This window comes from Streptomyces sp. NPDC021749, from assembly GCF_040640655.1.
GTDB lineage: Bacteria > Actinomycetota > Actinomycetes > Streptomycetales > Streptomycetaceae > Streptomyces.
Window position 1 is genome coordinate 1 of sequence record NZ_JBFACE010000067.1, and the last position, 24716, is coordinate 24716.

The following is a 24716-nucleotide window of genomic DNA, read 5'->3' on the forward strand; positions in this document are numbered from 1 at the left end:
TCTCCTACGACCCGGCCAACCACGACTTCATGGTGCGCACCCGCCAGGCGAAGGTGGACGGCATCGAGGTCCCCGACATCGAGGTCGACGACCCCTACGAGGCGGAGACCCTGGTCCTCGGCTGGGGCTCCACCTACGGCCCGATCACCGCCGCGGTACGGCGGCTTCGCACGGCCGGCGAGTCCGTCGCACAGGCGCACCTGCGCCACCTCAACCCCTTCCCGCGCAATCTCGACGCGGTACTCAAGCGTTACGACAAGGTGGTGGTCCCTGAGATGAACCTCGGACAGCTCGCCACCCTGCTGCGCGCCAGGTACCTCGTCGACGCCCACTCGCACAGCCAGGTCAACGGCATGCCGTTCAAGGCGGAACAGCTCGCCGCCGCGTTGAAGAAGGCCATCGATGACTGACACCACCGACAGACTGCTGCAGCCGGTTCCCAAGGCCGAGGCCAAGCAGTCCATGAAGGACTTCAAGTCCGACCAGGAAGTGCGCTGGTGCCCCGGCTGCGGTGACTACGCCGTCCTCGCCGCCGTGCAGGGCTTCATGCCCGAGCTCGGCCTGGCGAAGGAGAACATCGTCTTCGTCTCCGGCATCGGCTGCTCCTCCCGCTTCCCGTACTACATGAACACCTACGGGATGCACTCCATCCACGGCCGAGCCCCGGCCATCGCTCCGTATCCCACTTCGGTCCATGGAGACAGTCGTGACCTATGTGATCGCCCAGCCTTGTGTCGATGTCAAGGACAAGGCATGCATCGAGGAGTGTCCCGTCGACTGCATCTACGAGGGCTCCCGGTCCTTGTACATCCACCCGGACGAATGCGTCGACTGCGGCGCCTGCGAGCCGGTCTGCCCGGCAGAGGCAATCTTCTACGAGGACGATGTCCCCGAGGGGTGGAAGGATTACCACAAGGCGAATGCGGAATTCTTCCACGGCCTCGGCTCGCCCGGTGGCGCGGCCGCGACCGGATCGATCGAAGGCGATCACCCTTTGATTGCGGCCTTGCCTCCGAGCGCATGAGGAGAGATGGGCCGTGGGGGCTCGGTCACGGGCCGGCCGGGATGGGGTAGGCCTGGCGTCCCTGCACCATCGCCTTCGCGGTCCCGCAACACGGCTGACGGCCGGCGACGAGCGCCGCTGCGGTGACTGAGCAACAGCAGCGCACGTCGTGGCCTGGTGCGGGTGCATTCACTGCCCCGTCTCCGCCATCTCGACGATGCGACGGAGTTCGGCGATGTGGTCGGCGAGGGCCTGGCGGCCCGCCGGGGTGAGGGCGAGCCAGGTACGTGGATAGGAACTGCCACGGACCTTCGTGGCAGTGACGTAATGCGCGGCCTGAAGAACCTTGATGTGCTTGCTCAGCACCGAGTCGCTCACGTCGAGGGCCTGGCGGACCACGGAGAACTCCATGGCGTCCACAGCGGCGAGCAAACTGCAGATCTGGAGGCGGTTCGGTGCGTGAATCACTTCGTTGAAGGCCGCGTTGGTCATCGTCCTGCCCGGATGTCACGTTGCGCGGCCGCGTCGATGCGGTATCCGACAACGATGGTGAGGGTTCCGATCACAAGGCCGGCGCAACCGATGGCCCCGCGGAGGTCCGCGCCCCACTCCAGGGACATCCCGGTAACGGCGAGGAGGAGGACCGCAAGCGCGTAGAGGCCGAAGAGCAGGGTGGCGCCGGGAGTCGATGTGGAGCGGCGAAGCGATACCCCCGTCGCCCGCGGGACCGCCCAACCGAGGGCGACCATCACGCCGGTGAGTAACGGTACGGCCCAACTGGCCATGCGCAGGCTCATGGAGAGGAACAAGAGCGCCACCGTGACACCCAGCCCCACGTGGTACCACCACGGGCAGGCGATGCGGGCTGCGGCTTCGGCGCGTGACACGGCCACGGCGTCGAGGGCTGCGCGTGCCGAGCCGGCGTCCAGGTTCTCGGGGGGGTGCGAAATGCTTTCCATGACGGAAAGAATGTCAGACCACTGTCCGTCTTGGAAAGTAGATTTGACGAATCCATGCCGGGCGGGGGGCGCGCGAGCCGCGGCCACGGCCCGTGCCGGCGCCCGCTCCCCGGACGTCCTGCCGGTCGGTCCGACGTAGCCCGGTGCGACGGACCGGCCCGCGCCCCAGGTGAGCCCTGCCAGACTCGTCCACCATGAGCAGCGATCTTTTCTCCGGCACACTTCTCTCCGACAAAGTCGTCCTGATCACGGGGGCGAGCAGTGGAATCGGCGCCGCGGCGGCGCGGGTGTTCTCCGACGAGGGGGCCAGCGTCGTCCTGGTCGCCCGCCGCGAGGAACGGCTCGCCGAACTGGTCGGCGAGTTGCGGTCCCAGGGCGCCGAGGCAGCCTACGTCGTCGCGGACGTGTCCGTGGCCGCGGACGCCGCCCGAGCGGTGGACCTCGCCGTCACGACCTACGGGCGGCTGGACGCGGCGTTCAACAACGCGGGCATCGGCGGCGACCGGACCCCGCTCCACCTGATGTCCGACGACGTGTACGACGCCATCATGGACACCAATGTCCGCGGCGTCTGGAACTGCCTGCGCCACGAAATAGCCGCGATGCTCCCCCGGGGCGCCGGAACCATCGTCAACAACAGCAGCGTGGCCGGCCTGATCGCGATCCCGGCCGCCGCCCCCTACATCGCCTCCAAGCACGCGGTGGTGGGACTCACCCGGGCCGCGGCCGACGAGTACGCCCGCCAGGGCATCAGGGTGAACGCCGTGGCGCCCGGTACCACCCGCAGCGAGATCACCACCGACTGGTTCGCCCGCAACCCCGGCCTGGAGGAGATGGCCAACTCCCTGACGCCGCAAGGCCGTACCGCGGCTCCGGAGGAGATCGCGGCGGCCGCGGCATGGCTGCTCAGCGACCGCTGCCCGTTCCTGACCGGGACGGTGCTGCCGGTGGACGGCGGATTGTCCAACCAGTGAGCGAACCGGGCCCCCGCTCCTAGCAGAGCGCTCCGCTCAGCCCGGCGCGGAACACGGTCCGGCCGCCCTGGGTGCCGGTGACGAGGACGGTGAGGAGGTCGGTGGGGGTGGCGGGGCGCAACGCCGCCTCGATCCAGCAGGGCTGGTCCAGCTCGACGTAGCGCTCAAAGCTGCTGGTGACGGTTGACGGCGCGAAGAGGGCCGGCGAGACCGTGGCGTGGGCGGCCTGATAGGCGGCTTCGAGGAGGGCGAGTCCGGGGACGTGGTCGACGGGGTGGTCGAACAGCCAGGTGTTGCCGGGGTCGTTGCGCAGCTGCCAGCGCCGCGGGCGGCCCCCGGGGGCGAGCACCACATCCGCCTCGTCGACCCGCCCCACCAGCTCCGGGGCGATCGGGGCGGGCAGCGGCCAGGCGCCCCAGTCGACGCCGAGGTGCTCACCGCGCAGCCGCCGGTACACCGCCGGCGAGGACCAGGCGAACTCGGACTCGGCCTGGGCGACGGTCACGTCGCCCTGATGGATACGGACCACCATGCCGAGCGTGCTGGCGCTACGGCCGCTGCGCCCGGTCTGGTCTACGGTGACCTCGATGTCGAGCGGCACGGACCGACCCGCCGGGAGGCGGAATCGCGGGTTGGCCGTGAAGTTCAGATCGCGCAGCAGCATGTGATGGGAGAGCGGTACGCCGTACTCGGCGTGGGCGATCACCAGCCCGCTCTGCCGGAAGGTCTGGGTCAGCACTCTCGGGTCGCAGCGGCCGTCGCCCTGGGCGGCCGGCCACCGGGCGGTGAGCGAGAATGCGCCGGGTCCGCAACGGTTCCAGCCAGTGATGAAGACCCGGTCCGCGTTGTGGAGATGGGCGTACTCCTGGGGAACACTCATGGAATCAACGGCATTCAACCTATCCTGAGCATCGAAAACATGGAGCACGGGCCCCGGGGACCCGCGGTCTTGGGGCAACTCCCATATACGGGCGGCGGCTTTGGGCATGCAGTCTCCCTGGACGTGACACAGGTGAAGGAAGTGACGCGCTGTAAAATACCGGGTCTACGGTCTTTTTCAATGCAGCAGGAATCACGTGCTCACAGGAGACGCGAGTTGGTAAAACAGGAACGGGCGATCCGCACACGCAAGGCCTGCCTGGTGGCCGCCGCGGAGATCTTCAACGAATACGGCTACGAAGCCGCCACCATCGCCACCATCATCGACCGGGCCAAGCTCACCCGTGGTGCGCTGTACTTCCACTTCACCTCCAAGGAGGAGCTCGCCCGCGGCGTGCTCGACGAGGCGGTGACCTCGGAGGGCCTGGTGCCACAGGCCCTGAAGCTTCAGGAGTGGGTGGACATCTCGCTCCTCCTGGCCTACCGCCTGCCCCGCGAGCCGCTGTTGAGTGCCTCGATCCGTCTTTCCGTCGACCTCAAGGCGCGCAGTCTGTTCGGCACCCGCTGGCCGGACTGGATCGTGCTGGGCCGTGAGCTGCTCATCGAGGCCCAGCGGCGGGGCGAACTGCTGCCCCACGTCGATCCGGCCGACACGGCCCGGCTGTTCGTCGGCGCCTGGACCGGCGTCCAGCTCGTCGCGGAGGCCGTGCCGAACGCCCCCGACCTCTCCACCGAGATCTCGCGTCTGCTGGAGCTCTTCTTGCCCAACGTGGCCGTCCCCGGGGTGCTGGCGCGGCTGGACACCTCACCGTTCCGCGCCGCGCGGCTCTTCGAGGACACGAAGGCGACGGCCGCTTCCTGAGTCGAGGCGGCCGTACGAAGACCCGAGGGTGCCTTCTGCTCCGGTGCCGGCCCGCTCAGGGCTGCTGGACGACCGTGAAGACCGCGCCCTCGCTGTCGGCGACGGTGGCCGCCCGGCCGTGGGCGGACTCGTGGGCCGGCTCCAGTACGTGGCCGCCCAGTTCGGTGACGCGGCGGGCCGCGGCGTCCGTGTCGGGGACCGCGAAGTACGTCATCCAGTGGGGACCGCGGTCGCGGAGCGGTGCGCTGCCCACGCCGTGGATGCCGGCCATCGGACGGCCCTTGAGGAGCAGCGTCAGATGGTCGGAACCCGAGCCGGCGGGCGAGCCGGGGCCCTCGGCGGGGGCCGGCTCGGCCTCGAAACCGAAGACGTGCTCGTAGAACGGGCTGACGGCACCGGTCTCCTGGGTGACCAGCTCGTTCCACACCGGGGTGCCGGGCTCCCCGGTGACCGCGGTGCCCATCATCGTCCGGCCCTGCCAGATCCCGAAGATCGCCCCCTGCGGGTCGGAGGCGATCGCCATCCGGCCCGCGTCATGGTCCGCGTCCAGTGGGCCGACGCCCACCGTTCCGCCGCAGCAACGGATCTGTTCGGCGGTCGCATCGGCGTCGTCGCTGGCCAGATAGGTGGTCCAGGCGACCGGCAGATGGCGGTCGGGCGCCAGCTCACCGACCCCGGCGACCTCCCGGCCGTCGAGGAAGGCCCGCGCGTACGGACCGAAGTGCTGCGGCCCCGGGCGGAACTCCCAGCCGAACAGCGCGCCGTAGAACTCCTGCGTCACGGAAAGGCTGTGGGCCAGGAGGCTCACCCAGCAGGGCGCGCCGGGCATCCGCCGAGTCGCTGCCTCGGTCGTCATCGTCACTCTCCTCGGAGCATCGGGGGCTGGCCATGGGGGTACGGGCGCGGGTCCCGAGCAGATGCTCGCACCCTGTGTCCTGGTGTGCGCCCCGGCCGCGCCGTCCACGGCGCGTTCGCAAAGGAGAATGCCCGTTTTGAGGTTTCGAGTCCGTTTCGGTGCCGTAACGGCACGGCGTAACTCCGTCATACGGAGGGTGCGCACCCGCCTTCTGTACGTAGTCACCGCTACGCAAGGATGAGTCCCATGAATGTCATCATCACCGCTACCGAACTCGCGAGCGAGCTGGCGCGGTCCACTCCTCCGGTGGTCCTGGACGTCCGCTACCAGCTCGGAGGCCCGCCCGGCCGTCCCGAGTACGAGACCGGCCACGTGCCGGGCGCGGTCTACGTCGACCTCGACGCCGAGCTGGCCGCGCCGCCCGGCCCGGCCGGCCGGCACCCGCTCCCCGATCTCGGCGTCTTCGCCAAGGCGATGCAGGCCGCCGGGGTCCGCGCGGACCGCCCGGTGGTCGTCTACGACGGCGGGCAGGGCTGGGCGGCCGCCCGCGCCTGGTGGCTGCTGCGCTGGAGCGGTCACCAGGACGTACGGGTGCTGGACGGCGGGCTGGCCGCCTGGCGGGCCGCCGGAGGCGAGCTGAGCACCGCCCAACCCGCGCCGGAACCGGGTGACTTCACGCCGGTGCCCGGCGCGCTGCCGCTGCTGACCGCGGACGAGGCGGCCGCCCTGGCCCGCCGCGGCGTCCTGCTGGACGCCCGGGCCGGCGAACGCTACCGGGGCGAGGTGGAGCCGCTCGACCGGGTCGCCGGCCACATCCCGGGGGCGGTGTCCGCGCCGACGACCGAGAACGTCGCCGGGGGCAGCACGGTCTTCCGGGACCGGGCCGAGCTGGCCGAGCGGTTCGCGGCGCTGGGGGCCACCCCGGACGCCGAGGTCGGCGTCTACTGCGGCTCCGGGGTCTCCGCGGCCCACCAGGTGCTGGCACTGGCGCACGCGGGCATTCCCGCGGCCCTGTACGTCGGTTCCTGGAGCGAATGGTCCGCCGACCCGTCCCGGCCGGTCGCCACCGGCCCGCAGCCCGGCTGAGCCCCGTACGCAGCCGTCCGCCCGGCCCCCTGAGCGGGGCCGGGCGGACGGGCCGGCTCACGAGCGGGCGGCCGCTACTCCGGCTTCTTCCGCCGGGTGCCGAAGACGATCTCGTCCCAACTGGGCACCGCGGCCCGGCGGCCGGGCCGCACACCGTCCGCCTCGGCCTGCCGGTCCGTCGTCCCGGTCAGCCGGTCGCGGTGGCCGGCCACCGCCCGCGGCATCAGCACATCGGCGTACGCGGAACCCGCCCCCGCGCTCGCCGCCGGGGCCGGCGGCTCCTCCACCTCGGCCTCGGACTCCTCGTCGGCCTGCGGCGCCTTGGCGCTCTCCGGTACGACCATGTCGCCGCGGAAGCTCGGCACCGCCTCCAGCAGGCTGGTCAGCGAGTCCCGCTCCCGCTCGCCGGTGGCCTCCTCGGTGCCCCGCTCCTCGTCCTCGCCGCCGGACCGCTCACCGCGCTCGGAGTGCCGGTCCAGCGTGCGGTCCAGCGGCCGGTCGCGCGGCAGCCGGGCGATCCGCGGCACGAACGGGAAGCTCGGCTCGGGCGTGTCGTCGGCCTCGCCGATCAGCGCCCGGGCCTCGTCGTCCACGGCCTGGACGAGCCGGCGCGGCGGGTCGTAGGTCCAGCTCGCCGAGTGCGGTTCGGTGGCGACCCGGTAGACCAGCAGCACCTCCCAGGTGCCGTCGTCCCGGCGCCAGGAGTCCCACTGCACGCTGTCCTTGTCGGCGCCGCGCAGCAGCAGCCGCTCCGCGACCGCCTCGCCGAGCTGCGGGCCGGTGTTCTCGCCGGGCCGGCGCACCGGCGTCTTGCGGGCCCGCTCGGCCATGAAGGCGCGCTCGGCGAGCACCGGGCCCTCGAAGCGGCGCACCCGGTCGACGGGGATGCCGGCCAGCTGTGCGACCTCTTCGGCGGAGGCACCGGCTCTTATCCGGGCCTGGATGTCCCGCGGCCGCAGGTGGCTCTCGACCTCGATCTCGATCTGGCCCAGCCGCGCACGGTCGTTGCGGACGGCGGCGCGCAGCCGCTCGTCGATCGGAAGCGTGTACTCGGTGCTGTCCGCAGCTTTGAGCACCAGCCGTGTGCCGTCGTTGGAGACGGCCACGACACGCAGTTCGGGCATGGGGACCTCCCGGGTGGTGCCTGCCGACGTCACGTGCGTCGCTGCTTCCGCTAGTCGAGTGTGGCCTGCCCGGGTGCAGCCTGCCACAACATTGCCGAGTTGCCCGGCGTGTCGAGGCTTGGCCCTCGAACGCCGTTATGACACGGTTACCAGTTCGCAACGCTCAGTGACCATGCCGCTTGCCCTGTCGCCGATCACCCGTGCCGAGCGGCGGCGCCCCGGGGTGAGTGCCGCCATCTGGCCCCTCCCCATGAGTTCCGGGCAGCCGGACGGGAACCGGGGCCAGGGTTGGTCACAGTACTCCATTCGGACCACCGAGGTGGACCGCCGCGCCGCCGAAGTTCCGGGGGACCGGTGGCGGTCGGTCACCTTGTCGATCTCTCGACCTGACGCACGGGTGGCGAGGTTCACATATTCCCCAGATTCGGAACCTTTGACTCCGCCAATTGGTCACTTCTCCGTGCAAGATGGATCGAAGGGGCTATCAAAGGTTGGAGATGGACGAAGAAAACGAAACCGGAACGACAAAGAAGGAGAAGCGGATAGACCTGAGCGTTGCTCAGGTGGCCGGCAGCGCGCTCGCCGCGGCCGTCGCCGCGTACCTCGCCGGTCAACTCGGTGTGTACGGAACCATCATCGGCGCGGGTCTGGTCAGTGTCGTGGCCACGACCGGCGGGTCGATATTCCAGCACCTGTTCCGGCGCACCGGCGAGCAGATCAAGGAAGCCTCGGTCAGCACCCGGCCGAGACCGCGCCGCTCCTCCGCCCGCACTCGATCCACCACCCGGCAGGCGCGGCAGCCCGACCCCACGATGGTGCTGCCCACCTTCGACAAGCAGGGCACGGAGGACCACGTCACCTCCGTCGCCGCCGAGACCTCCGGGCCCGACGCGGCCCGTACGCAGGTGATCCCCCGGGCCGAGCAGGCCCGCCGGCGCGATCCCGCGAACGCCCACCCCGCCGACCGGACCCGGTTGATGCCGCGCCTCGGCGAACGCGCCACGGCGCCGGTGCGGCCGCGCACCCGCCCGGAGGCCGTGACCACCGCGCTGCCCCCGGCCGGACCGCCCGCCGGCCGGCCCGAAGAGGTCAGTGCCGCCACGTACGGCACCCGGCTGCGCGGCTGGAAGCGGCCCGCGCTCGGCGCGCTCGCGGTGTTCGTCCTCGCCATGGGCGGGGTCACCGCCACCGAGCTGCTGACCGGGCAGACTGCGGGCGGCCGGCAGGGCACCACGCTCGGCAACCTCACCGACACCGGGAGCACCGGCCGGCACCAGCCCGTCACCCCGCAGTCGCCCGGCCCGGGCCACACCCCGGGTGACGGCGGCCGGCGCAGCGGCGACGGTGCGACCCCGGACCCGGGCAGGTCCGGCGACACCGGCGACGACCACGGCACCGACCACGGCAGCCCGTCGCCGACCCCCAGCCCGTCCGACGGCGGCAAGACCTCGCCGGACCCGGAGAAGTCGCCGTCCGGCGAGCCGTCCCCGAGCGGTTCGGCGGACAGCGGTGACACCGGCAGCGGTGACGACGCGGCCGGCGGCGAGCAGGGCAGTCCGCAGAACGGCTCGGAGACCGAGGCGGGGGCGCCCGAACCGGGAGCTTCCTGAGCGGCCGCGGCCGCCCGCGCCGGGTGTCCGGGTCAGTCCCCGAGCACCCGGCGCAGGTACGCGTTGCCGAACCGGCGGTCCGGGTCCAGCCGGTCCCGGACCGCGGTGAACTCTCCGAACCGCGGGTAGGCGTCGGCGAGGTACGCCGCGTCGCGGGTGTGCAGCTTGCCCCAGTGCGGGCGCCCCTCGTGGGCGGTCATGATCCGCTCGGCGGCCGCGAAGTACGCCTCGTGGGGCGTGCCGCGGTACATGTGCACGGCGAGGTAGACGGTGTCCCGGCCGGAGGCGGTGGACAGCGGGAGGTCGTCGGCCGGCGCGGTGCGCACCTCCACCGGGAAGCTGATTTTGAAGTCCGAGCGCTCCACCAGCGCCTTCAGCTCGCCCAGCGCGGCGACCGCGGCCGCCCGGGGCAGTGCGTACTCCATCTCCACGAACCGCACCCGCCGCGGTGAGGTGAACACCCTGTAGGGGATGTCGGTGTACGTACGGGCCGACAGGGCGCGGCTGGAGATCTTGGCGATACCCGGTATCGCGGCCGGCACCGCGCGCCCCACCGTGCAGGCGACCTGGAAGACCCCGTTGGACAGCAGCTCGTCCTCGATCCAGCCGCTGAGCCGGCCGGGCGGGGCCGCCGGGCCCTGGCTGCGGTTGTTGCGCTTGGTGTTGCAGTTGCCGGTGTGCGGGAACCAGTAGAACTCGAAGTGCTCGTTCTCGGCGACCAGTTCGTCGAACCGGCCGGTCACCTCGTCGAACGGCATCGGCTCCTCACGGGCGGTCAGCAGGAACTCCGGCTCCACGGCGAAGGTGAGCTCGCTGATCACGCCGAGCGCGCCCAGGCCCAGCCGGGCCGCGGCGAAGACGTCCGGGTTCTCCTTGGCCGAACAGGTCAGCACCGAACCGTCGGCGGTGACCAGCTGCAGACCGGTGATCTGGGCGGCCAGCGACGCCGAGTCCCGGCCGGTGCCGTGGGTGCCGGTGCTGACCGCCCCGGAGACGGTCTGCTCCATGATGTCGCCCATGTTGGTCAGCGACAGCCCGTGCGCGGACAGCGTCTCGTTGAGGCGTTTGAGGGGCGTACCGGCGGCCACCGTGACCGTGCCGGCGGTGCGGTCCACGGCACGGACGCCGGTCAGCCGCTCGGGGCGGACCAGCAGCCCGTCGGTGGCGGCCGCCGGGGTGAAGGAGTGGCCCGTACCGGCCGCCTTGACCGTCAGCCCGTCCGCGGCGGCGGCGCAGACCGCGGCCGCCAGCTCCTCGGTACTCGCCGGGGCCACCGTCCGGGCGGGGCGGGAGGTGACGTTGCCCGCCCAGTTGCGCCACGGGGCGGCGGTGGAGCCGCGCCCTCCCGAGCCGTCGACGGCGTTGCTGACTGCCATGGTGACGTCCCTCCCTCACGCGGGCGGCCGGTCGGCCGCCGTCGGCGTGAGCGCATGATGTCAGTCACCCGGGCGCCCTCCACAGGGGGTGAACGGAATCACACGATCAAGGAATCGGCCGTAATCACCCGGCTCCGGTGCAACTCGTACCGCCGGTAACCCCGGGGGGTGCGACTCACGCGACGGGCTGTCCGCCCTGCGGTTCCGCGGCCGCCGTGCCGTCCCCCGGCAGACCCGCCGCAACCGGGCCCGCCGCCGCGGCCGCCGGCTGCCGGGGACGCAGCCGGTGGTAGCCCGCGAACGCCACCAGCGCGGCCAGCACGCCCGACGCCCCCGGCACCAGATAGCCGCGCTCCGCCCCGGCGGCGTCCACCACCCAGCCGGCCGCCGACGAACCCAGCGCCACTCCCACGGCCAGACCCGTGCTGGTCCACGTCATGCCCTCGGTCAGCTTCGACCGCGGGACGTGCTCCTCGACCAGCGCCATCGTCGTCACCATCGTCGGCGCGATGGACAGCCCCGCCACGAACAGCGCGAGCGCCAGCAGCGGCAGCGAACCCACCAGCTGCAGCGGCACCATGCTCACCGCCATCGCACCCACCCCCACCACCCAGCGGCGCGACGGATGGCCCTTCAGGTGCAGCAGCCCGAAGACGGCACCGGCCACACACGAACCGAGCGCATACACGGCCAGCACCAGACTGGCCGCCGCCTTGTGCCCGGACTGCTCCGCGAACGCCACCGTCACCACATCGACCGCCCCGAAGATCGCGCCGGTCGCCACGAACGTCCCCACCAGTACCTGCAACCCCCGCGAACGCAGGGCCGAGCCGCTGGCCTGCTGCCCCCGCGGATGCGGCACCGGCTCCGTCGCCCGCTGCGCCGTCAGCCAGAACACCCCGGCCGCCAGGAAGCACCCCGCCAGCAGCGGCCCGGCCTCCGGGAACCACGCGGTGGACAGCCCGATCGAGAGGATCGGCCCGACGATGAAGCACATCTCGTCGACGATCGACTCCCACGAGTACGCGGTGTGCAGCTCCCGCGGGGAACCCCGGTACAGCTCCGCCCAGCGCGCCCGGATCATCGATCCGACGCTCGGCACACACCCCGCACAGGCCGCGAAGACGAACAGCACCCAGTCCGGCCAGCGCTGCTGGGCACTCAGCAGCAGACCCGCGACCGCGGCGAGCGACACCAGCGTCGCCGGGCGCAGCACCCGGCGCTGGCCGTGCCGGTCCACCAGCCGGGAGATCTGCGGGCCGAGCACCGCGGCGGACAGCGCGAGGGTCGCCGACAGTGCGCCCGCCAGGCCGTACCGCCCGGTCAGCTGGGAGACCATCGTGACGACACCGATGCTCATCATCGACAGCGGCATCCGGCCCAGCAGCCCGGCGGCGGAGAAGGACTTGGTGCCGGGGCGGCCGAAGATGGCGCGGTAGGGACTGGGCAACGGGGGCACTCCGCCGGATGAGGACCGAAGATCGGTAAGGAATGTATGTGGCCGATACAGCTTACGGGCGGGGGCAGCCCCACGCCTCCGGTTTTCCGGACCGGTTCCGCCCCGCCGCCGCCCCGTCCGCGTACCGGGACCGGCCCGCCGCCCCCGCAGGAAGGGTGGCAGGATCGATGTCATGCCCGAACAGTGCGATCCCCGCCCGTACGACGCCCTGCTGCTGCTCTCCTTCGGCGGCCCCGAGGGCCCCGACGACGTCGTCCCGTTCCTGGAGAACGTCACCCGCGGCCGCGGCATCCCCCGCGAGCGCCTCCAGGAGGTGGGGCAGCACTACTTCCTGTTCGGCGGCGTCAGCCCGATCAACGCCCAGAACCGCGAACTGCTCGACGCACTGCGCAAGGACTTCGCCGAGAACGGCCTGGAACTGCCGGTCTACTGGGGCAACCGCAACTGGGCGCCCTACCTGACCGACACCCTGCGCCAGATGGTCGGCGACGGCCACCGCCGCATCGCCGTCCTGGCGACCAGCGCCTACGCCTCGTACTCGGGCTGCCGCCAGTACCGCGAGAACCTCGCCGACGCGCTCGCCGCCCTCCAGGCCGAGGGGCTCCCGGTGCCGCAGGTCGACAAGCTGCGGCACTACTTCAACCACCCCGGCTTCGTCCGGCCGATGGTCGACGGCGTGCTGGCGTCCCTCGCCGCACTGCCCGACGACGTCCGTGACGGCGCCCACCTCGCCTTCACCACGCACTCCATCCCCACCGCCGCCGCCGACACCTCCGGCACCCCGGACGACCACACCGAGGACGGCGCGGGCGGCGCCTACGTGGCGCAGCACCTGGACGTGGCACGGGTGATCGCCGACGCGGTCCGCGCGGAGAGCGGGGTGGACCACCCCTGGCAGCTCGTCTACCAGTCCCGCAGCGGCGCCCCGCACATCCCCTGGCTGGAGCCCGACATCTGCGACCACCTTCAGGAGCGGCACGCCGCGGGCGTCCCGGCCGTGGTCATGGCCCCCATCGGTTTCGTCTCGGACCACATGGAGGTCAAGTACGACCTCGACACCGAGGCCACCGCCAAGGCCGCCGAACTGGGGCTGCCGGTCGCCCGGTCCGCGACTGTCGGCGCCGACCCCCGGTTCGCCGCCGCCGTCCGCGAGCTCCTCCTGGAGCGCGCCGCCACCGAACGCGGCCGCACCCCCGAGCGCTGCGCCCTGGGCGCCCTGGGCCCCTCCCACGACCTGTGCCCGGCCGGCTGCTGCCCGGCCCGCACCGCGCGCCCGGCCGCGGCCGGCGCGGACTGGCAGGGCCCGGCCGCCCAGGCCCCCGCGTAACCCGTACCCTGCGGCGGCGTACGCCCCGCGCCGGGCGGTCGCCCGTGCCGTACGCCGCCCCACCGCTGCCCGACCGCCGCTCGTCCGAGCAAGGAGCACCGTGCCCGACCCGACGCAGACCGACGCGCTGTACGACGACCTTCTGGAACTGGCCCTGGAGGCCGCCCGCCGCGCCGGGGCGCTGCTGCGCGACGGCCGGCCCGCCGACCTCGGTGTGGCCGCCACGAAGTCCAGCCCGATCGACGTCGTCACCGAGATGGACCTCGCCTCCGAGAAGCTGATCACCGGCTTCCTCGGGGAGCACCGGCCCGACGACGGCTTCCTGGGGGAGGAGGGCGCCAGCACCGAGGGCACCAGCGGCATCCGCTGGGTCATCGACCCCGTCGACGGCACCGTCAACTACCTCTACGACCTGCCCTCCTGGGCGGTGTCCATCGCCGCAGAGAAGGACGGCGAGGTGGTCGTCGGGGTCGTCGCCGCCCCGATGCGCGGCGAGACCTGTCACGCCGTCCTGGGCCGGGGCGCGTACAACAACGGCGAGCGGATCCGGCACCGGCCCGCGCCGCCGCTCTCCCAGGCGCTGCTCGGCACCGGCTTCGCCTACCTGGCCGACCGCCGCGCCGCCCAGGCCGAGGTGGTGCGCACCCTGCTGCCGCAGGTCCGCGACATCCGGCGGGGCGGATCGGCCGCCATCGACCTGTGCGACGTGGCCTGCGGCCGGCTGGACGCCTACTACGAGCGCGGGCTGAACCCCTGGGACCTGGCGGCCGGAGCGCTGATCGCCCGGGAGGCCGGGGCCCGCACCGGCGGCCGCCCCGGACGGCCGGCCTCCCACGAGCTGACCCTCGCCGCCTCCCCGGAGCTCTTCGCGCAGCTCCAGCCCATGCTGGACGAGCTGGGCGCCTGGCACGACTGACCCGCGCCCGCACCGGCCCTCCGGACACGACCGCGCCCCGGCACCCTTCCCCTGGGTGCCGGGGCGCGATCCCCGTACGCCGGCGTGATCAGGCGGTGCTGACCGCTCCGTAACGCACACCGTGCTCGTTCGCCAGCCGCTGGAGGTCCTCAAGTTCGGCCTGCTCGACCTCGACGAGGAAGTCATCGCCCGCGCGGCGGGCCCGGTCCAGATCGGCTTCGGTGTTCTCTATGCGCTGCAAAATGCCTGCGGTGAACGCGTCCATGTGCGCCCCCTCGTCGTGGGTCGGTGGCACGGGGGTGTGCCGACGGTGGGTCGATCACGGCGTGGTCCCTGCGGAATGGATCAGTTCATGGCACGTGGATCGCCAGACGAAAAACAGGGCGTGATCGCGGGTGTGCAGTCGTCCTCCCCACCCGCAACCTCAGGGAAACCTCAACCCGCCCAGGAATCCTGCCGACCGGGCGCCGAGTCCCCCGGCACCGGCCCCCGCTGCCCCGCCTTACTGCCGGTTTACGGCTCTTCGGGGCAGGATGGAAGGGCTCTGAGTGATTGTTGTGCCCGCCCGAAAGGGCCCTGAGGAAGGACTAGCGACGTGCGTGTTCTCGTCGTCGAGGACGAGCAGCTGCTCGCCGATGCGGTGGCCACCGGACTGCGCCGGGAGGCCATGGCCGTCGACGTGGTCTACGACGGCGCTGCCGCCCTCGAACGGATCGCGGTCAACGACTACGACGTCGTCGTGCTCGACCGCGACCTCCCGGTCGTCCACGGCGACGACGTCTGCCGCAAGATCGTCGAGCTGGGGATGCCCACCCGCGTCCTGATGCTCACCGCCTCCGGCGACGTCAGCGACCGCGTCGAGGGCCTGGAGATCGGCGCGGACGACTACCTCCCCAAGCCGTTCGCCTTCACCGAGCTGACCGCCCGGGTGCGCGCCCTGGGCCGCCGTACGACCGTCGCGCTGCCGCCCGTCCTGGAGCGGGCCGGGATCAAGCTCGACCCCAACCGCCGCGAGGTCTTCCGCGACGGCAAGGAGGTCCAGCTCGCCCCGAAGGAGTTCGCGGTGCTGGAGGTGCTGATGCGCAGCGAGGGCACCGTCGTCTCGGCCGAGCAGCTCCTGGAGAAGGCCTGGGACGAGAACACCGACCCGTTCACCAACGTCGTGCGGGTCACGGTCATGACGCTGCGCCGCAAGCTCGGCGAGCCGGCGGTGATCGTCACCGTCCCCGGCTCGGGATACCGGATCTGACCGGCGATGCCTTCCCTGCCCTCGTTCTCCAAGCCGGCCGCCCCACCGCCCCCCATCCCGCCCAAACCCGCCTGGGACCCCCGCCCGCCGGTCAACGTCCGGCCCTTCCCGTGGCTGCGGCCGACGATCCGGATACGGCTGACGCTGCTGTACGGCGGGATGTTCCTGATGGCCGGCATCGTGCTGCTGACCATCATCTACATGCTCGCCGCGGACGCCCTCCACGACGGCAGCGCGCTGCCGCTGAAGATCCTCGGCGGCAAGTTCGAGTCCACCAGCGACATCTGCGACCTGCCCACCCAGACCTCCGGGCCGCTCCTCCAGCAGGCCGTCGAGCAGTGTCTCCAGCACCAGCGCGCACTGGCGCTCAACAGCCTCCTCAACCGTTCGCTGCTGGCGCTGCTGGGGCTGACGGTGGTGGCGTTCGCGTTCGGTTACGCCATGGCCGGGCGGGTGCTGTCCCCGCTGGGGCGGATCACCCGGACCGCGCAGCGGGTGGCGGGGTCCGATCTGCACCGGCGCATCGAGCTGGGCGGCCCGGACGACGAGCTCAAGGAGCTGGCGGACACCTTCGACGAGATGCTCGACCGGCTGGACCGGGCGTTCGAGTCGCAGCGCCGGTTCGTGGCCAATGCCTCGCACGAGCTGCGGACGCCGCTGGCGATCAACCGGACGCTGCTGGAGGTGCAGCTGGCCGACCCGGACGCCTCGCCGGAGCTCGCGCAGCTGGGCAAGACGCTGCTGGCCACCAACGAGCGCAGCGAGCAGCTCGTGGAGGGCCTGCTGCTGCTGGCCCGCAGCGAGAACAAGGTCGTCGACAAGAAGCCGGTCGACCTGTCCGAGGTCGCCGCCCAGGCCGTGGACCAGATCCGCGAGGAGGCGCAGGCCAAGGGCGTCGCGCTGCGCGGGGTGCGCCAGCCGGTCTTCGTCCAGGGCAACGGCGTGCTCCTGGAGCGCATCGCCCTGAACCTCGTGCAGAACGCGGTGCGCTACAACGTGCCCGACGGATGGGTCGAGGTGAGCACCGAACCGCAGCCGGGGTGTGCGGTGCTGGTGGTCACCAACACCGGACCGGTGGTCCCCGCCTATGAGGTGGAGAACCTCTTCGAGCCGTTCCGCCGGCTGCGCACCGAGCGCACCGGCAGCGACAAGGGCGTCGGCCTGGGCCTGTCCATCGTCCGCTCGGTGGTCCGCGCGCACGACGGCACCATCACCGCCGAGCCCCGTGAGGGCGGTGGTCTCGTGATGCGGGTGGTGCTGCCGCTGTGAGGTCCTCGCCAAGGCGGCTGTGCAGCCGCTGGAGCCGTCCGGCACCGCCCTGACCAGCAGACGGGCCTCCGGGGGTACGATCGCCCGTCCTACGGCCGTACACCGCGGAGGCCCGCCGGTGGGCCCGGTTTGACGAATAGGGGGGCGGGGAGCGATCCTTCGCCACGTTCGCTTTGCGCGGAATTGGACCGGTCCACCGGTCGGTCGTCGCGTGTGTGATCGCTCACAGGCGCGAATTTCCGGCCATCTACGTTCCGTGATCAAAAGCCCTGGTGGAATGCCGGGGAAGTCCGGGTTTCCCGGGCCCCGGATCACGGGAAGTACAGGTGATGGGCTGCGCGAGGTGCGACATTCGGACCGTGTACGGTCCTGATCGCCATCCAAACCGATCACCTCTTCAGGGGTGCGGTTGGGTGTCGATTGAGTAACAGACCTTGATGTGAGGCAAAATCTCCGCCTCAGGTCGGGCACAAGTCCGGCCTCTCACGCGTTACGAGCGCTGAGACACCGCAGACACCCAGAGGGGGAGAGCGAAAATGGCTACGGATTACGACACTCCACGCAAGACCGACGACGACCTCAATGAGGACAGCATCGAGGAGCTGAAGTCGCGGCGGAACGACAAGTCCGCCTCGGCCGTCGACGTCGACGAGTTCGAGCAGGCCGAGGGCCTGGAGCTCCCCGGCGCCGACCTGTCCAACGAAGAGCTCGCGGTGCGCGTGCTGCCCAAGCAGCAGGACGAGTTCACCTGCATGAGCTGCTTCCTGGTGCACCACCGCAGCCAGCTCGCCGCGGAGGACAAGAACGGCAACCCGATCTGCCGCGACTGCGCGGCCTGAGTCCGGTCGACGCCGTGGCTGGCGTGAACCCGTTCCGCAAGCGTCACGAGGGCGGCCAAGGTCCGGCGGCCGGCGCACGATCACGCGACGAAACCGCGCCCGTGCCCGCCGACCCGACCGCCCCGGTACGGCGCGGCCGGGCGCGGGCGACGATCGCCGCGATCGCCGACCGGATCATCGAGATCGCCCCGCGGATCCAGGTCCGCGACCTCGCCACGCTGCGCGCCCAGTTCCCCGGACTGACCCCCGAGGAACTCGCCGACAAGCTCGTCGCGGGCGCCTGTGCGGGGACCGCCACCGTCGGAGCGGGCGTGGGCGCGGCAGCCATGCTGCCCGTACCGCCCGCCATGCCGGCCGAGCTGGCCACCGAGATCACCGGCGTGGCCGCGATCGAGCTGAAGCTCATCGCCGAGCTGCACGAGGTCTACGGCCTGCGGCCGGCCGGTAACTTCCGCCAGCGCGGGATGGCCTACCTCACGTCGTGGACGGAGGAGCGGGGCATCGACATCGCGAAACCGGCGTCGCTGAACGCCGCGCTCGGCGGCCAGATGAAGCGCGAACTGCGCCAGCAGATCATGAAGCGCACCCTGCGCAACCTCCCCAGCCTCACCCCGTTCATGGTGGGCGCCGCCGTCGGCGGGTTCATGAACCGCCGCGACACCAGAAAAGTCGCGGCAAAGATCCGCAAGGACCTGCGGGCCAAGCAGGTGCCCTGGGACGCACTGCCCGACGCACTCCCGGCAACCCCGCCGCCCGGACCGGCCCCGCTCCCGCCCACCGACTGAGACGGACCGCCGAACGGGACGGACCGCCGAACTGGACGGCGGAAGTCGCAGGCGCCGCAGACGCCGCGCCCTCGGCCCGGACGAGCCCGGCCCGCGCTCAGGCGCGTACGGCCGTCAGCGCCGCCACCAGACGCTCCGGGTCCCGCGTCGACAGATACGCGTACGGCGTCGGGTCGTCCGGATCCGTGATCTCCACCCGCACCGCGGTCGGCACATAACTGCGGAGCAGCATGAACGCCCGGGCATCGGCCTTGTGCGTCCGCCAGGCCAGCGCCTCCGCCGCGTCCAGCGCCCGGGCCTCACCCAGCGCCGACACCGGGATCTTCGCGTCACCGGCGATCAGCGCCCCGCCCACCACCCGGATCCGCACCGACCCGTACGCGCTCACCGCCACGGCGGCCAGCGCCGCCCCGCCGATCAGCCCGCCGAGCATCGGCAGCGTCCCCACGGGAAGCAGCATCAGGGCACAGGCGACGCCGATCAGCCCGGCGATCAGCCACCAGGACCGGGGCGCGGTGAGACGTTCTTCGTACGACTGCATGGCTCCAGCTTGGCACGGCGGCGCGGGCCCCTTATCCGCGCGGGTAGGGTCTGCACTCGTGAGTGGAACTGACAGAACGAGGACGGAGCTTCCGCGGCTGACGCCACCGGCGGACGCCGTCGCTCCGGTCCGGCACGCAGACGCGCCGGCGCCCGGAGAGCTCCTCGGCGCGCACTACGACCGCTGCTTCGGCTGTGGCACCGGCCAGCCGCACGGTCTGCACCTGGAGGCCCGGGCCGGCGAGGGCGTGAGCGTCCAGGCCGAGTTCACGGTCAAGGAGGCCCACCAGGGCGCGCCGGGCCTGGCCCACGGCGGGGTGCTGGCCACCGCGCTCGACGAGACGCTCGGCTCGCTGAACTGGCTGCTGCGGGTGATCGCGGTGACCGGCCGGCTGGAGACCGACTTCGTACGGCCGGTGCCACTCGGCACGGTGCTGCACCTCGACGCGCAGGTCACCGCGGTGCACGGGCGGAAGATCTACTCGTCGGCGGTGGGACGCATAGGCGGCCCGGACGGCCCGGTCGCGGTGCGCGCCGACGCCGTCTTCATCGAGGTGAAGGTCGACCACTTCATCGAGAACGGCAGGGCCGAGGAGATCCAGGCGGCGATGGCCGACCCGGACCAGGCCAAGCGCGCACGAGCCTTCGAGGTGAACCCGTGAGCCAGGTACGCAACCCCGTCGACGTACTGCTGCGGCGGCTGGACCCGGAGGTGCCCGTCCCGGCCTACGGGCATCCGGGCGACGCCGGCGTCGATCTGGTGACCACCGAGGCGGCCGAGCTGGCGCCGGGGGAGCGCACGGTGCTGCCCACCGGCGTGGCGATCGCGCTGCCCGACGGCTACGCGGCCTTCGTGCACCCGCGGTCCGGGCTCGCCGCGCGTTGCGGACTGGCGCTCGTGAATGCCCCCGGGACGGTGGATGCCGGGTACCGTGGAGAGATCAAGGTGATCGTGGTCAATCTGGACCCGCGGGAGACCGTGCGGTTCGAGAGGTTCGACCGGATCGCCCAACTTGTCGTCCAGCAGGTCGAGAAGGTGCGCTTCCACGAGGTGGCGGAACTTCCCGGCTCGGCGCGGGCCGAGGGGGGATTCGGTTCCACCGGCGGTCATGCGGCGGTGGACGGCTCCACGGGCGGGAATGAATACGCAGCGGTCGGTGCCGACCGGGAAGGACAGTGACGTGTTCGGACGTCGCAAGAAGAACAAGACTCCTGAGGAGTCGGCGGCGGGACTCGCCGAGGAGACGGTGACCGGCGCGCCGGCCGAGGAGGAGAGCGACGAGGAGCAGCACCGGGTCAATCTTCCGCCCGCGCCGCGCCCCGACGGCCCCTGGGACTCCTCCGAGGTCACCAACCCCGGCGAGGGCCGGGTCGACCTCGGCGGGCTGTTCGTGCCCGGGGTCGAGGGCATGGAGCTGCGGGTGGAGGTCGCCGGTGACGCGATCGTCGCCGCGACGGTGGTGCTGCAGGACAGCGCCGTACAGCTGCAGGCGTTCGCCGCTCCCCGCAACGAGGGCATCTGGGGCGAGGTCCGCGAGGAGATCGCGGCCGGCATCACCCAGCAGGGCGGGGTCATCGACGAGGTCGAGGGCCCGCTGGGCTGGGAGCTGCGCGCCCAGGTACCGGTACAGCTGCCGGACGGCACGAACGGCGTGCAGGTCGTGCGGTTCGTGGGCGTGGACGGCCCCCGGTGGTTCCTGCGCGGCGTGATCTCCGGCCAGGGCGCGGTGCAGCCGCAGGCCGCGGGCGTGCTGGAGCACATCTTCCGGGACACCGTCATCGTCCGCGGCGACGGTCCGATGGCGCCGCGCGACCCGATCGTCCTGAAGCTGCCCGACGACGCCCAGATGGTGCCGGACGGTGTGCAGCAGGAGCCGGCCGAGCAGTCCCGCTTCGGCGGCGGCGTGGAGCGCCTGGAGCGCGGACCGGAGATCACGGAGATCCGCTGACACACGGCCCGGCCGGCGGCGCCACGAAGGCGCCGGGACCGGCCGGAACACGACGGTCATACGGGCCCGCACCCCCTTCGAAGGGGTGCGGGCCCTCCGCGTTTGTGCAGGTCAGGCCCGAAGGCGTATGAGTTCCGTCAACGGGGCGCTAATGGCCGTAAGGGAGGCGTCAACGCCGTTCAGGAGCGGTCATGCGGACGGTTTGCTCTAGGGGTCCGAACTCCCCGTCCCTCTAGGAGCACACGATGGCCGACGTGGCCTTCGTCGTCGTCACGATCGCGGTCTTCGCGCTGGTGGCCCTCGTCGCCAAGGGGGTGGCGAAGCTGTGACCGTCGAGAACACGGTCGGCCTGATCGTCGCCCTCGCCCTGCTGGGATACCTCGTCCTCGCCCTCGTCTTCCCGGAGAGGTTCTGAGGTGACCACTGCTGCCTCCGCGGCGGGCTCGATGAGCCCCGTCCTCGCCGGCGTGCTCCAGCTGACGGCGCTCATCGCGGCGCTGGCCCTGGCGTACCGCCCGCTCGGCGACCACATGGCCGCCGTCTACAGCTCCCCGCGGCACCTCCGCATCGAGAAGGTCGTCTACCGCTGCATCGGCGCCAACCCGGACGCCCGGATGCGCTGGCCCGCCTACCTGCGCGGAGTCCTGGCCTTCTCCGCGGCCGGGGTGCTCTTCCTCTACCTCCTGCAGCGCCTCCAGGGCGGTCTGCCGCTCTCCCTCGGGTTCGCGTCGATCAGCCCCGACCAGGCCTTCAACACCGCCGCGTCGTTCGTCGCCAACACCAACTGGCAGTCCTACAGCGGCGAGCAGGCCATGGGCCACGTCGTGCAGACCGCCGGTCTCGCGGTGCAGAACTTCGTGTCCGCGGCCACCGGCATGGCCGTCGCGATCGCCCTCGTCCGCGGCTTCGCCCACGGAGTCCACGGCCGGCACGCCGGCGGGCGCACCGGTGACCTCGGCAACTTCTGGGCCGACCTGGTCCGCGGCACCGTCCGCGTCCTCATACCGATCGCCGTCCTCGGCGCCGTCGTCCTGGTCGCCTGCGGCGCCGTCCAGAACTTCTCCGGCATCCACGACGTCGGACAGTTCATGGGCGGGCACCGGCAGACCAACGGCGGCGCGGTCGCCTCCCAGGAGGTCATCAAGGAACTGGGCACCAACGGAGGCGGCTACTTCAACGCCAACTCCGCCCACCCCTTCGAGAACCCCAACGGCTTCACCAACCTCTTCGAGATCTTCCTGATCCTGGTCATCCCGTTCGCACTGACCCGCACCTTCGGCAAGCTCGTCGGCAACGTGAAGCAGGGCTACGCGATCCTCGCCGCCATGGGCGTCATCTGGCTCGGCTTCACCGCCCTGATGATGTGGACCGAGTTCGCGCACGGCGGCCCGGCCCTGCAGGCAGCGGGCGCCGCCATGGAGGGCAAGGAGACCCGCTTCGGCGTCGGCGCCTCCGCGATCTTCTCGGTCGCCACCACCCTCACCTCCACCGGAGCGGTCGACTCCTTCCACTCCTCCTTCACCGCCTTCGGCGGCGGCCTCCAGCTGCTCGGCATGATGCTGGGCGAGATCGCCCCCGGCGGCGTCGGCTCCGGCCTCTACGGCATGCTGATCATGGCCGTCATCGCGGTGTTCATCGCCGGCCTGATGGTGGGCCGCACGCCCGAGTACCTCGGCAAGAAGATCGGCACCCGCGAGATCAAGCTCGCCGCCTGCTACATCCTGGTCACCCCGACGCTGGTACTCGGCTTCACCGCCGCCTCCATGGTGCTGCCCGACGCACTCGGCTCGATGCTCAACACCAAGGCCGCCGGCGCCGGTTCGCACGGCTTCTCCGAGGTCCTGTACGCCTTCACCTCCGGCGCCAACAACAACGGCTCCGCCTTCGCCGGCCTCAACGCCGACACCCCCTGGTACAACACCACGATCGGGCTGGCCATGCTGCTCGGCCGCTTCCTGCCGATGGTCTTCGTCCTCGCGCTGGCCGGCTCGCTCGCCGAGCAGCAGCCCGTCCCGGAAACCGCCGGAACCCTGCGCACCGAGAAGCCGCTCTTCGCCGGGCTGCTCGTCGGCACCATCCTGATCATCACCGGTCTGACCTACTTCCCGGCGCTGGCACTCGGCCCGCTGGCGGAGGGCCTGTCATGACCGCCCCCGCCAAACCTGAGGAGCCCGGCTCCATGACCACCAGCCCCACCGCCCCACCGACCCGCGCCCCGCACCAGGACCTCCCCAGCGGACACCGACCCGGCGACGGCCGCATCGGCGGCGGACTCTTCGACCCCAAGCAGCTGCTCACGTCCCTGCCGGACGCGATACGCAAGCTCGACCCACGGGTGATGGCCAAGTCCCCCGTGATGTTCGTGGTCGAGGTCGGCTCCGTGCTCACCACGGTCTTCGCCTGCCTGTCCCCCGGGGACTGGTTCGGCTGGGCGATCGCGGTCTGGCTGTGGCTGACCGTGCTCTTCGCCAACCTGGCCGAGGCGGTCGCCGAGGGCCGCGGCAAGGCGCAGGCCGACACCCTGCGCAAGGCCAAGACCGACACCGTGGCGCGCCGGCTCAACGGCGATGCGGAGGAGCAGGTCCCCGGCACCGAGCTGCGCATCGGCGACCTGGTCGTCTGCGAGGCCGGCGACATCATCCCCGGTGACGGCGATGTCGTCGAAGGCGTCGCATCGGTGGACGAGTCCGCCATCACCGGCGAATCCGCCCCGGTCATCCGCGAGTCCGGCGGCGACCGCTCGGCCGTCACCGGCGGGACGAAGGTGCTCTCCGACCGCATCGTCATCAAGATCACCACGAAGCCCGGTGAGACCTTCATCGACCGGATGATCAACCTCGTCGAGGGCGCCGCACGGCAGAAGACCCCCAACGAGATCGCACTGAACATCCTGCTCGCCTCGCTCACCATCGTCTTCCTGCTGGCCGTCGTCACCCTCCAGCCGTTCGCGATCTACGCGGGCGCCGAACAGCCCATGATCGTGCTGCTCGCCCTGCTGGTCTGCCTGATCCCGACGACGATCGGCGCCCTCCTCTCGGCCATCGGCATCGCCGGCATGGACCGCCTCGTCCAGCGCAACGTCCTGGCCATGTCGGGACGGGCGGTCGAGGCCGCCGGTGACGTCTCGACCCTGCTGCTCGACAAGACCGGCACCATCACCCTCGGCAACCGCCAGGCCGCCGAGTTCGTCCCCGTACGCGGCACGACCGAGGCAGAGGTGGCGGACGCCGCCCAGCTGTCCTCGCTGGCCGACGAGACCCCCGAGGGCCGTTCGATCGTCGTGCTGGCCAAGGAGAGGTACGGCCTGCGCGAACGCCACCAGGGCGAGCTGGCGCACGCCGAGTGGATCGCCTTCACCGCCCAGACCCGGATGTCCGGCGTGGACGTCACCGAGAACGGGCACCACCGCAAGATCCGCAAGGGCGCCACCGGTGCGGTCCTCGCCTGGGTCCAGGAGCGCGGCGGCGAGGTCGCCGAGGACGCCCGGCAGCTCACCGACGCGATCTCCCAGGCCGGCGGCACCCCGCTGCTGGTCGCCCTGGAGGACGAGCGCGGGCCGCGCGTCCTGGGCGTCATCCACCTCAAGGACGTCGTCAAGGAGGGCATGCGGGAGCGGTTCGACGAGCTGCGCCGCATGGGCATCAAGACCGTCAT

Annotated in this window: 26 protein-coding genes and 2 pseudogenes; 19 read left to right on the forward strand and 9 right to left on the reverse strand. The window is 71.7% G+C overall.

Features of this window, described 5'->3' with window-relative positions:
• The 3 genes and pseudogenes from AB0G35_RS35380 to fdxA all read left to right on the forward strand — a co-directional run.
• Nucleotides 1-410, forward strand: a pseudogene (locus tag AB0G35_RS35380) (2-oxoglutarate ferredoxin oxidoreductase subunit alpha); the annotation flags it as partial.
• A pseudogene (locus AB0G35_RS35385) lies at nucleotides 403-675 on the forward strand (2-oxoacid:ferredoxin oxidoreductase subunit beta); the annotation flags it as partial. The pseudogenes AB0G35_RS35380 and AB0G35_RS35385, both read left to right, overlap by 8 nt.
• A 31-nt stretch (nucleotides 676-706) precedes the next feature.
• Nucleotides 707-1024 carry a ferredoxin gene (gene fdxA, locus AB0G35_RS35390; RefSeq protein WP_360958291.1) on the forward strand — a complete coding sequence of 106 codons (318 nt, stop codon included), beginning with the start codon at nucleotides 707-709 and terminating at the stop codon, nucleotides 1022-1024.
• 168 nt (nucleotides 1025-1192) lie between these two features.
• Here fdxA and AB0G35_RS35395 read toward each other — a convergent pair whose 3' ends face one another.
• The gene (locus AB0G35_RS35395) at nucleotides 1193-1495 is read right to left on the reverse strand and encodes a transcriptional regulator (RefSeq protein WP_360958294.1); all 303 of its coding nucleotides are present in this window, start codon (nucleotides 1493-1495) and stop codon (nucleotides 1193-1195) included.
• Nucleotides 1492-1962 carry a hypothetical protein gene (locus AB0G35_RS35400; protein ID WP_360958296.1) on the reverse strand — a complete coding sequence of 157 codons (471 nt, stop codon included), beginning with the start codon at nucleotides 1960-1962 and terminating at the stop codon, nucleotides 1492-1494. The genes AB0G35_RS35395 and AB0G35_RS35400 overlap by 4 nt, the downstream gene beginning before the upstream one ends.
• A 194-nt stretch (nucleotides 1963-2156) precedes the next feature.
• Here AB0G35_RS35400 and AB0G35_RS35405 point away from each other — a divergent pair, with 194 nt between their 5' ends.
• A complete protein-coding gene (locus AB0G35_RS35405) occupies nucleotides 2157-2936 on the forward strand; it encodes a glucose 1-dehydrogenase (protein WP_360958299.1) in 780 nt (259 codons plus the stop codon).
• A 19-nt stretch (nucleotides 2937-2955) separates the two neighbouring features.
• On the opposite strand, the gene AB0G35_RS35410 is transcribed toward AB0G35_RS35405, so the two are convergent.
• Complete coding sequence (locus tag AB0G35_RS35410; protein ID WP_360958302.1) at nucleotides 2956-3816, reverse strand: ScbA/BarX family gamma-butyrolactone biosynthesis protein; 861 nt, start codon at nucleotides 3814-3816, stop codon at nucleotides 2956-2958.
• A 216-nt stretch (nucleotides 3817-4032) separates the two neighbouring features.
• On the opposite strand from AB0G35_RS35410, the gene AB0G35_RS35415 reads away from it, so the two are divergent.
• Nucleotides 4033-4677, forward strand: a complete 645-nt coding sequence (locus AB0G35_RS35415) for a ScbR family autoregulator-binding transcription factor (protein ID WP_360958305.1) — start codon at nucleotides 4033-4035, stop codon at nucleotides 4675-4677.
• A gap of 55 nt (nucleotides 4678-4732) precedes the next feature.
• Here the strand turns inward: AB0G35_RS35415 and AB0G35_RS35420 are convergent, their stop codons facing one another.
• Nucleotides 4733-5533 carry a VOC family protein gene (locus tag AB0G35_RS35420; RefSeq protein WP_360958308.1) on the reverse strand — a complete coding sequence of 267 codons (801 nt, stop codon included), beginning with the start codon at nucleotides 5531-5533 and terminating at the stop codon, nucleotides 4733-4735.
• A gap of 246 nt (nucleotides 5534-5779) precedes the next feature.
• Here AB0G35_RS35420 and AB0G35_RS35425 point away from each other — a divergent pair, with 246 nt between their 5' ends.
• Nucleotides 5780-6619: a sulfurtransferase gene (locus AB0G35_RS35425; RefSeq protein WP_360958310.1), complete on the forward strand. Its 840-nt coding sequence runs from the start codon at nucleotides 5780-5782 to the stop codon at nucleotides 6617-6619.
• Nucleotides 6620-6693: 74 nt separating this feature from the next.
• On the opposite strand, the gene sepH is transcribed toward AB0G35_RS35425, so the two are convergent.
• Complete coding sequence (sepH, locus tag AB0G35_RS35430) at nucleotides 6694-7743, reverse strand: septation protein SepH (RefSeq protein ID WP_360958313.1); 1050 nt, start codon at nucleotides 7741-7743, stop codon at nucleotides 6694-6696.
• A 497-nt stretch (nucleotides 7744-8240) separates the two neighbouring features.
• Between sepH and AB0G35_RS35435 the strand changes: the two genes are divergently transcribed.
• Nucleotides 8241-9353, forward strand: a complete 1113-nt coding sequence (locus tag AB0G35_RS35435; RefSeq protein WP_360958316.1) for a hypothetical protein — start codon at nucleotides 8241-8243, stop codon at nucleotides 9351-9353.
• 32 nt (nucleotides 9354-9385) lie between these two features.
• Here the strand turns inward: AB0G35_RS35435 and AB0G35_RS35440 are convergent, their stop codons facing one another.
• Both AB0G35_RS35440 and AB0G35_RS35445 read right to left on the reverse strand, forming a co-directional pair.
• The gene (locus AB0G35_RS35440) at nucleotides 9386-10729 is read right to left on the reverse strand and encodes a D-arabinono-1,4-lactone oxidase (protein ID WP_360958319.1); all 1344 of its coding nucleotides are present in this window, start codon (nucleotides 10727-10729) and stop codon (nucleotides 9386-9388) included.
• Between the two features lie 175 nt (nucleotides 10730-10904).
• Entirely contained in the window at nucleotides 10905-12179 is a 1275-nt protein-coding gene (locus AB0G35_RS35445) for an MFS transporter (RefSeq protein WP_360958322.1), read from the reverse strand.
• A 181-nt stretch (nucleotides 12180-12360) separates the two neighbouring features.
• Here AB0G35_RS35445 and AB0G35_RS35450 point away from each other — a divergent pair, with 181 nt between their 5' ends.
• Together AB0G35_RS35450 and AB0G35_RS35455 are read left to right on the forward strand one after the other, a co-directional pair.
• On the forward strand, nucleotides 12361-13515 hold the full coding sequence (locus tag AB0G35_RS35450) for a ferrochelatase (RefSeq protein ID WP_360958325.1): 1155 nt from the start codon (nucleotides 12361-12363) through the stop codon (nucleotides 13513-13515).
• Between the two features lie 100 nt (nucleotides 13516-13615).
• Nucleotides 13616-14431, forward strand: coding sequence for an inositol monophosphatase family protein (locus AB0G35_RS35455; RefSeq protein ID WP_360958328.1), 816 nt, complete (start codon nucleotides 13616-13618; stop codon nucleotides 14429-14431).
• Between the two features lie 88 nt (nucleotides 14432-14519).
• On the opposite strand, the gene AB0G35_RS35460 is transcribed toward AB0G35_RS35455, so the two are convergent.
• Nucleotides 14520-14696, reverse strand: coding sequence for a hypothetical protein (locus tag AB0G35_RS35460; protein WP_265360769.1), 177 nt, complete (start codon nucleotides 14694-14696; stop codon nucleotides 14520-14522).
• Between the two features lie 330 nt (nucleotides 14697-15026).
• Here AB0G35_RS35460 and AB0G35_RS35465 point away from each other — a divergent pair, with 330 nt between their 5' ends.
• From AB0G35_RS35465 to AB0G35_RS35480, 4 genes are all read left to right on the forward strand, one after another.
• Nucleotides 15027-15680 carry a response regulator transcription factor gene (locus AB0G35_RS35465; protein ID WP_006602630.1) on the forward strand — a complete coding sequence of 218 codons (654 nt, stop codon included), beginning with the start codon at nucleotides 15027-15029 and terminating at the stop codon, nucleotides 15678-15680.
• Nucleotides 15681-15686: 6 nt separating this feature from the next.
• Complete coding sequence (locus tag AB0G35_RS35470) at nucleotides 15687-16949, forward strand: HAMP domain-containing sensor histidine kinase (RefSeq protein WP_360958332.1); 1263 nt, start codon at nucleotides 15687-15689, stop codon at nucleotides 16947-16949.
• Between the two features lie 536 nt (nucleotides 16950-17485).
• Entirely contained in the window at nucleotides 17486-17788 is a 303-nt protein-coding gene (locus AB0G35_RS35475) for a DUF4193 domain-containing protein (RefSeq protein ID WP_016575747.1), read from the forward strand.
• A gap of 14 nt (nucleotides 17789-17802) precedes the next feature.
• Nucleotides 17803-18573: a hypothetical protein gene (locus AB0G35_RS35480; protein ID WP_360958334.1), complete on the forward strand. Its 771-nt coding sequence runs from the start codon at nucleotides 17803-17805 to the stop codon at nucleotides 18571-18573.
• 97 nt (nucleotides 18574-18670) lie between these two features.
• Here AB0G35_RS35480 and AB0G35_RS35485 read toward each other — a convergent pair whose 3' ends face one another.
• Nucleotides 18671-19114, reverse strand: a complete 444-nt coding sequence (locus tag AB0G35_RS35485) for a DUF3093 domain-containing protein (RefSeq protein WP_360958337.1) — start codon at nucleotides 19112-19114, stop codon at nucleotides 18671-18673.
• 58 nt (nucleotides 19115-19172) lie between these two features.
• Here AB0G35_RS35485 and AB0G35_RS35490 point away from each other — a divergent pair, with 58 nt between their 5' ends.
• The 6 genes from AB0G35_RS35490 to kdpB all read left to right on the forward strand — a co-directional run.
• A complete protein-coding gene (locus AB0G35_RS35490) occupies nucleotides 19173-19775 on the forward strand; it encodes a PaaI family thioesterase (RefSeq protein WP_360958340.1) in 603 nt (200 codons plus the stop codon).
• Nucleotides 19772-20293 carry a dUTP diphosphatase gene (gene dut / locus AB0G35_RS35495; RefSeq protein ID WP_360958343.1) on the forward strand — a complete coding sequence of 174 codons (522 nt, stop codon included), beginning with the start codon at nucleotides 19772-19774 and terminating at the stop codon, nucleotides 20291-20293. The genes AB0G35_RS35490 and dut overlap by 4 nt, the downstream gene beginning before the upstream one ends.
• Nucleotide 20294: 1 nt before the next feature.
• Entirely contained in the window at nucleotides 20295-21062 is a 768-nt protein-coding gene (locus tag AB0G35_RS35500; protein ID WP_360958345.1) for a DUF3710 domain-containing protein, read from the forward strand.
• A 325-nt stretch (nucleotides 21063-21387) separates the two neighbouring features.
• Nucleotides 21388-21477 carry a K(+)-transporting ATPase subunit F gene (kdpF, locus tag AB0G35_RS35505; protein ID WP_360958348.1) on the forward strand — a complete coding sequence of 30 codons (90 nt, stop codon included), beginning with the start codon at nucleotides 21388-21390 and terminating at the stop codon, nucleotides 21475-21477.
• 31 nt (nucleotides 21478-21508) lie between these two features.
• Complete coding sequence (gene kdpA / locus AB0G35_RS35510; protein ID WP_360958354.1) at nucleotides 21509-23209, forward strand: potassium-transporting ATPase subunit KdpA; 1701 nt, start codon at nucleotides 21509-21511, stop codon at nucleotides 23207-23209.
• Nucleotides 23210-23241: 32 nt separating this feature from the next.
• Nucleotides 23242-24716: potassium-transporting ATPase subunit KdpB (gene kdpB, locus AB0G35_RS35515; RefSeq protein ID WP_360958351.1), on the forward strand; the 1475-nt coding region annotated here is incomplete at its 3' end.

Bases quoted from the DNA above. Each gene is read 5' to 3' on its own strand.
- AB0G35_RS35395 (WP_360958294.1), bottom strand. From the start codon at position 1,495: ATGACCAACGCGGCCTTCAACGAAGTGATTCACGCACCGAACCGCCTC.
- AB0G35_RS35400 (WP_360958296.1), bottom strand. From the start codon at position 1,962: ATGGAAAGCATTTCGCACCCCCCCGAGAACCTGGACGCCGGCTCGGCA.
- AB0G35_RS35405 (WP_360958299.1), top strand. From the start codon at position 2,157: ATGAGCAGCGATCTTTTCTCCGGCACACTTCTCTCCGACAAAGTCGTC.
- AB0G35_RS35410 (WP_360958302.1), bottom strand. From the start codon at position 3,816: ATGAGTGTTCCCCAGGAGTACGCCCATCTCCACAACGCGGACCGGGTC.
- AB0G35_RS35420 (WP_360958308.1), bottom strand. From the start codon at position 5,533: ATGACGACCGAGGCAGCGACTCGGCGGATGCCCGGCGCGCCCTGCTGG.
- AB0G35_RS35425 (WP_360958310.1), top strand. From the start codon at position 5,780: ATGAATGTCATCATCACCGCTACCGAACTCGCGAGCGAGCTGGCGCGG.
- sepH (WP_360958313.1), bottom strand. From the start codon at position 7,743: ATGCCCGAACTGCGTGTCGTGGCCGTCTCCAACGACGGCACACGGCTG.
- AB0G35_RS35435 (WP_360958316.1), top strand. From the start codon at position 8,241: ATGGACGAAGAAAACGAAACCGGAACGACAAAGAAGGAGAAGCGGATA.
- AB0G35_RS35440 (WP_360958319.1), bottom strand. From the start codon at position 10,729: ATGGCAGTCAGCAACGCCGTCGACGGCTCGGGAGGGCGCGGCTCCACC.
- AB0G35_RS35450 (WP_360958325.1), top strand. From the start codon at position 12,361: ATGCCCGAACAGTGCGATCCCCGCCCGTACGACGCCCTGCTGCTGCTC.
- AB0G35_RS35460 (WP_265360769.1), bottom strand. From the start codon at position 14,696: ATGGACGCGTTCACCGCAGGCATTTTGCAGCGCATAGAGAACACCGAA.
- AB0G35_RS35470 (WP_360958332.1), top strand. From the start codon at position 15,687: ATGCCTTCCCTGCCCTCGTTCTCCAAGCCGGCCGCCCCACCGCCCCCC.
- AB0G35_RS35475 (WP_016575747.1), top strand. From the start codon at position 17,486: ATGGCTACGGATTACGACACTCCACGCAAGACCGACGACGACCTCAAT.
- AB0G35_RS35485 (WP_360958337.1), bottom strand. From the start codon at position 19,114: ATGCAGTCGTACGAAGAACGTCTCACCGCGCCCCGGTCCTGGTGGCTG.
- kdpA (WP_360958354.1), top strand. From the start codon at position 21,509: ATGAGCCCCGTCCTCGCCGGCGTGCTCCAGCTGACGGCGCTCATCGCG.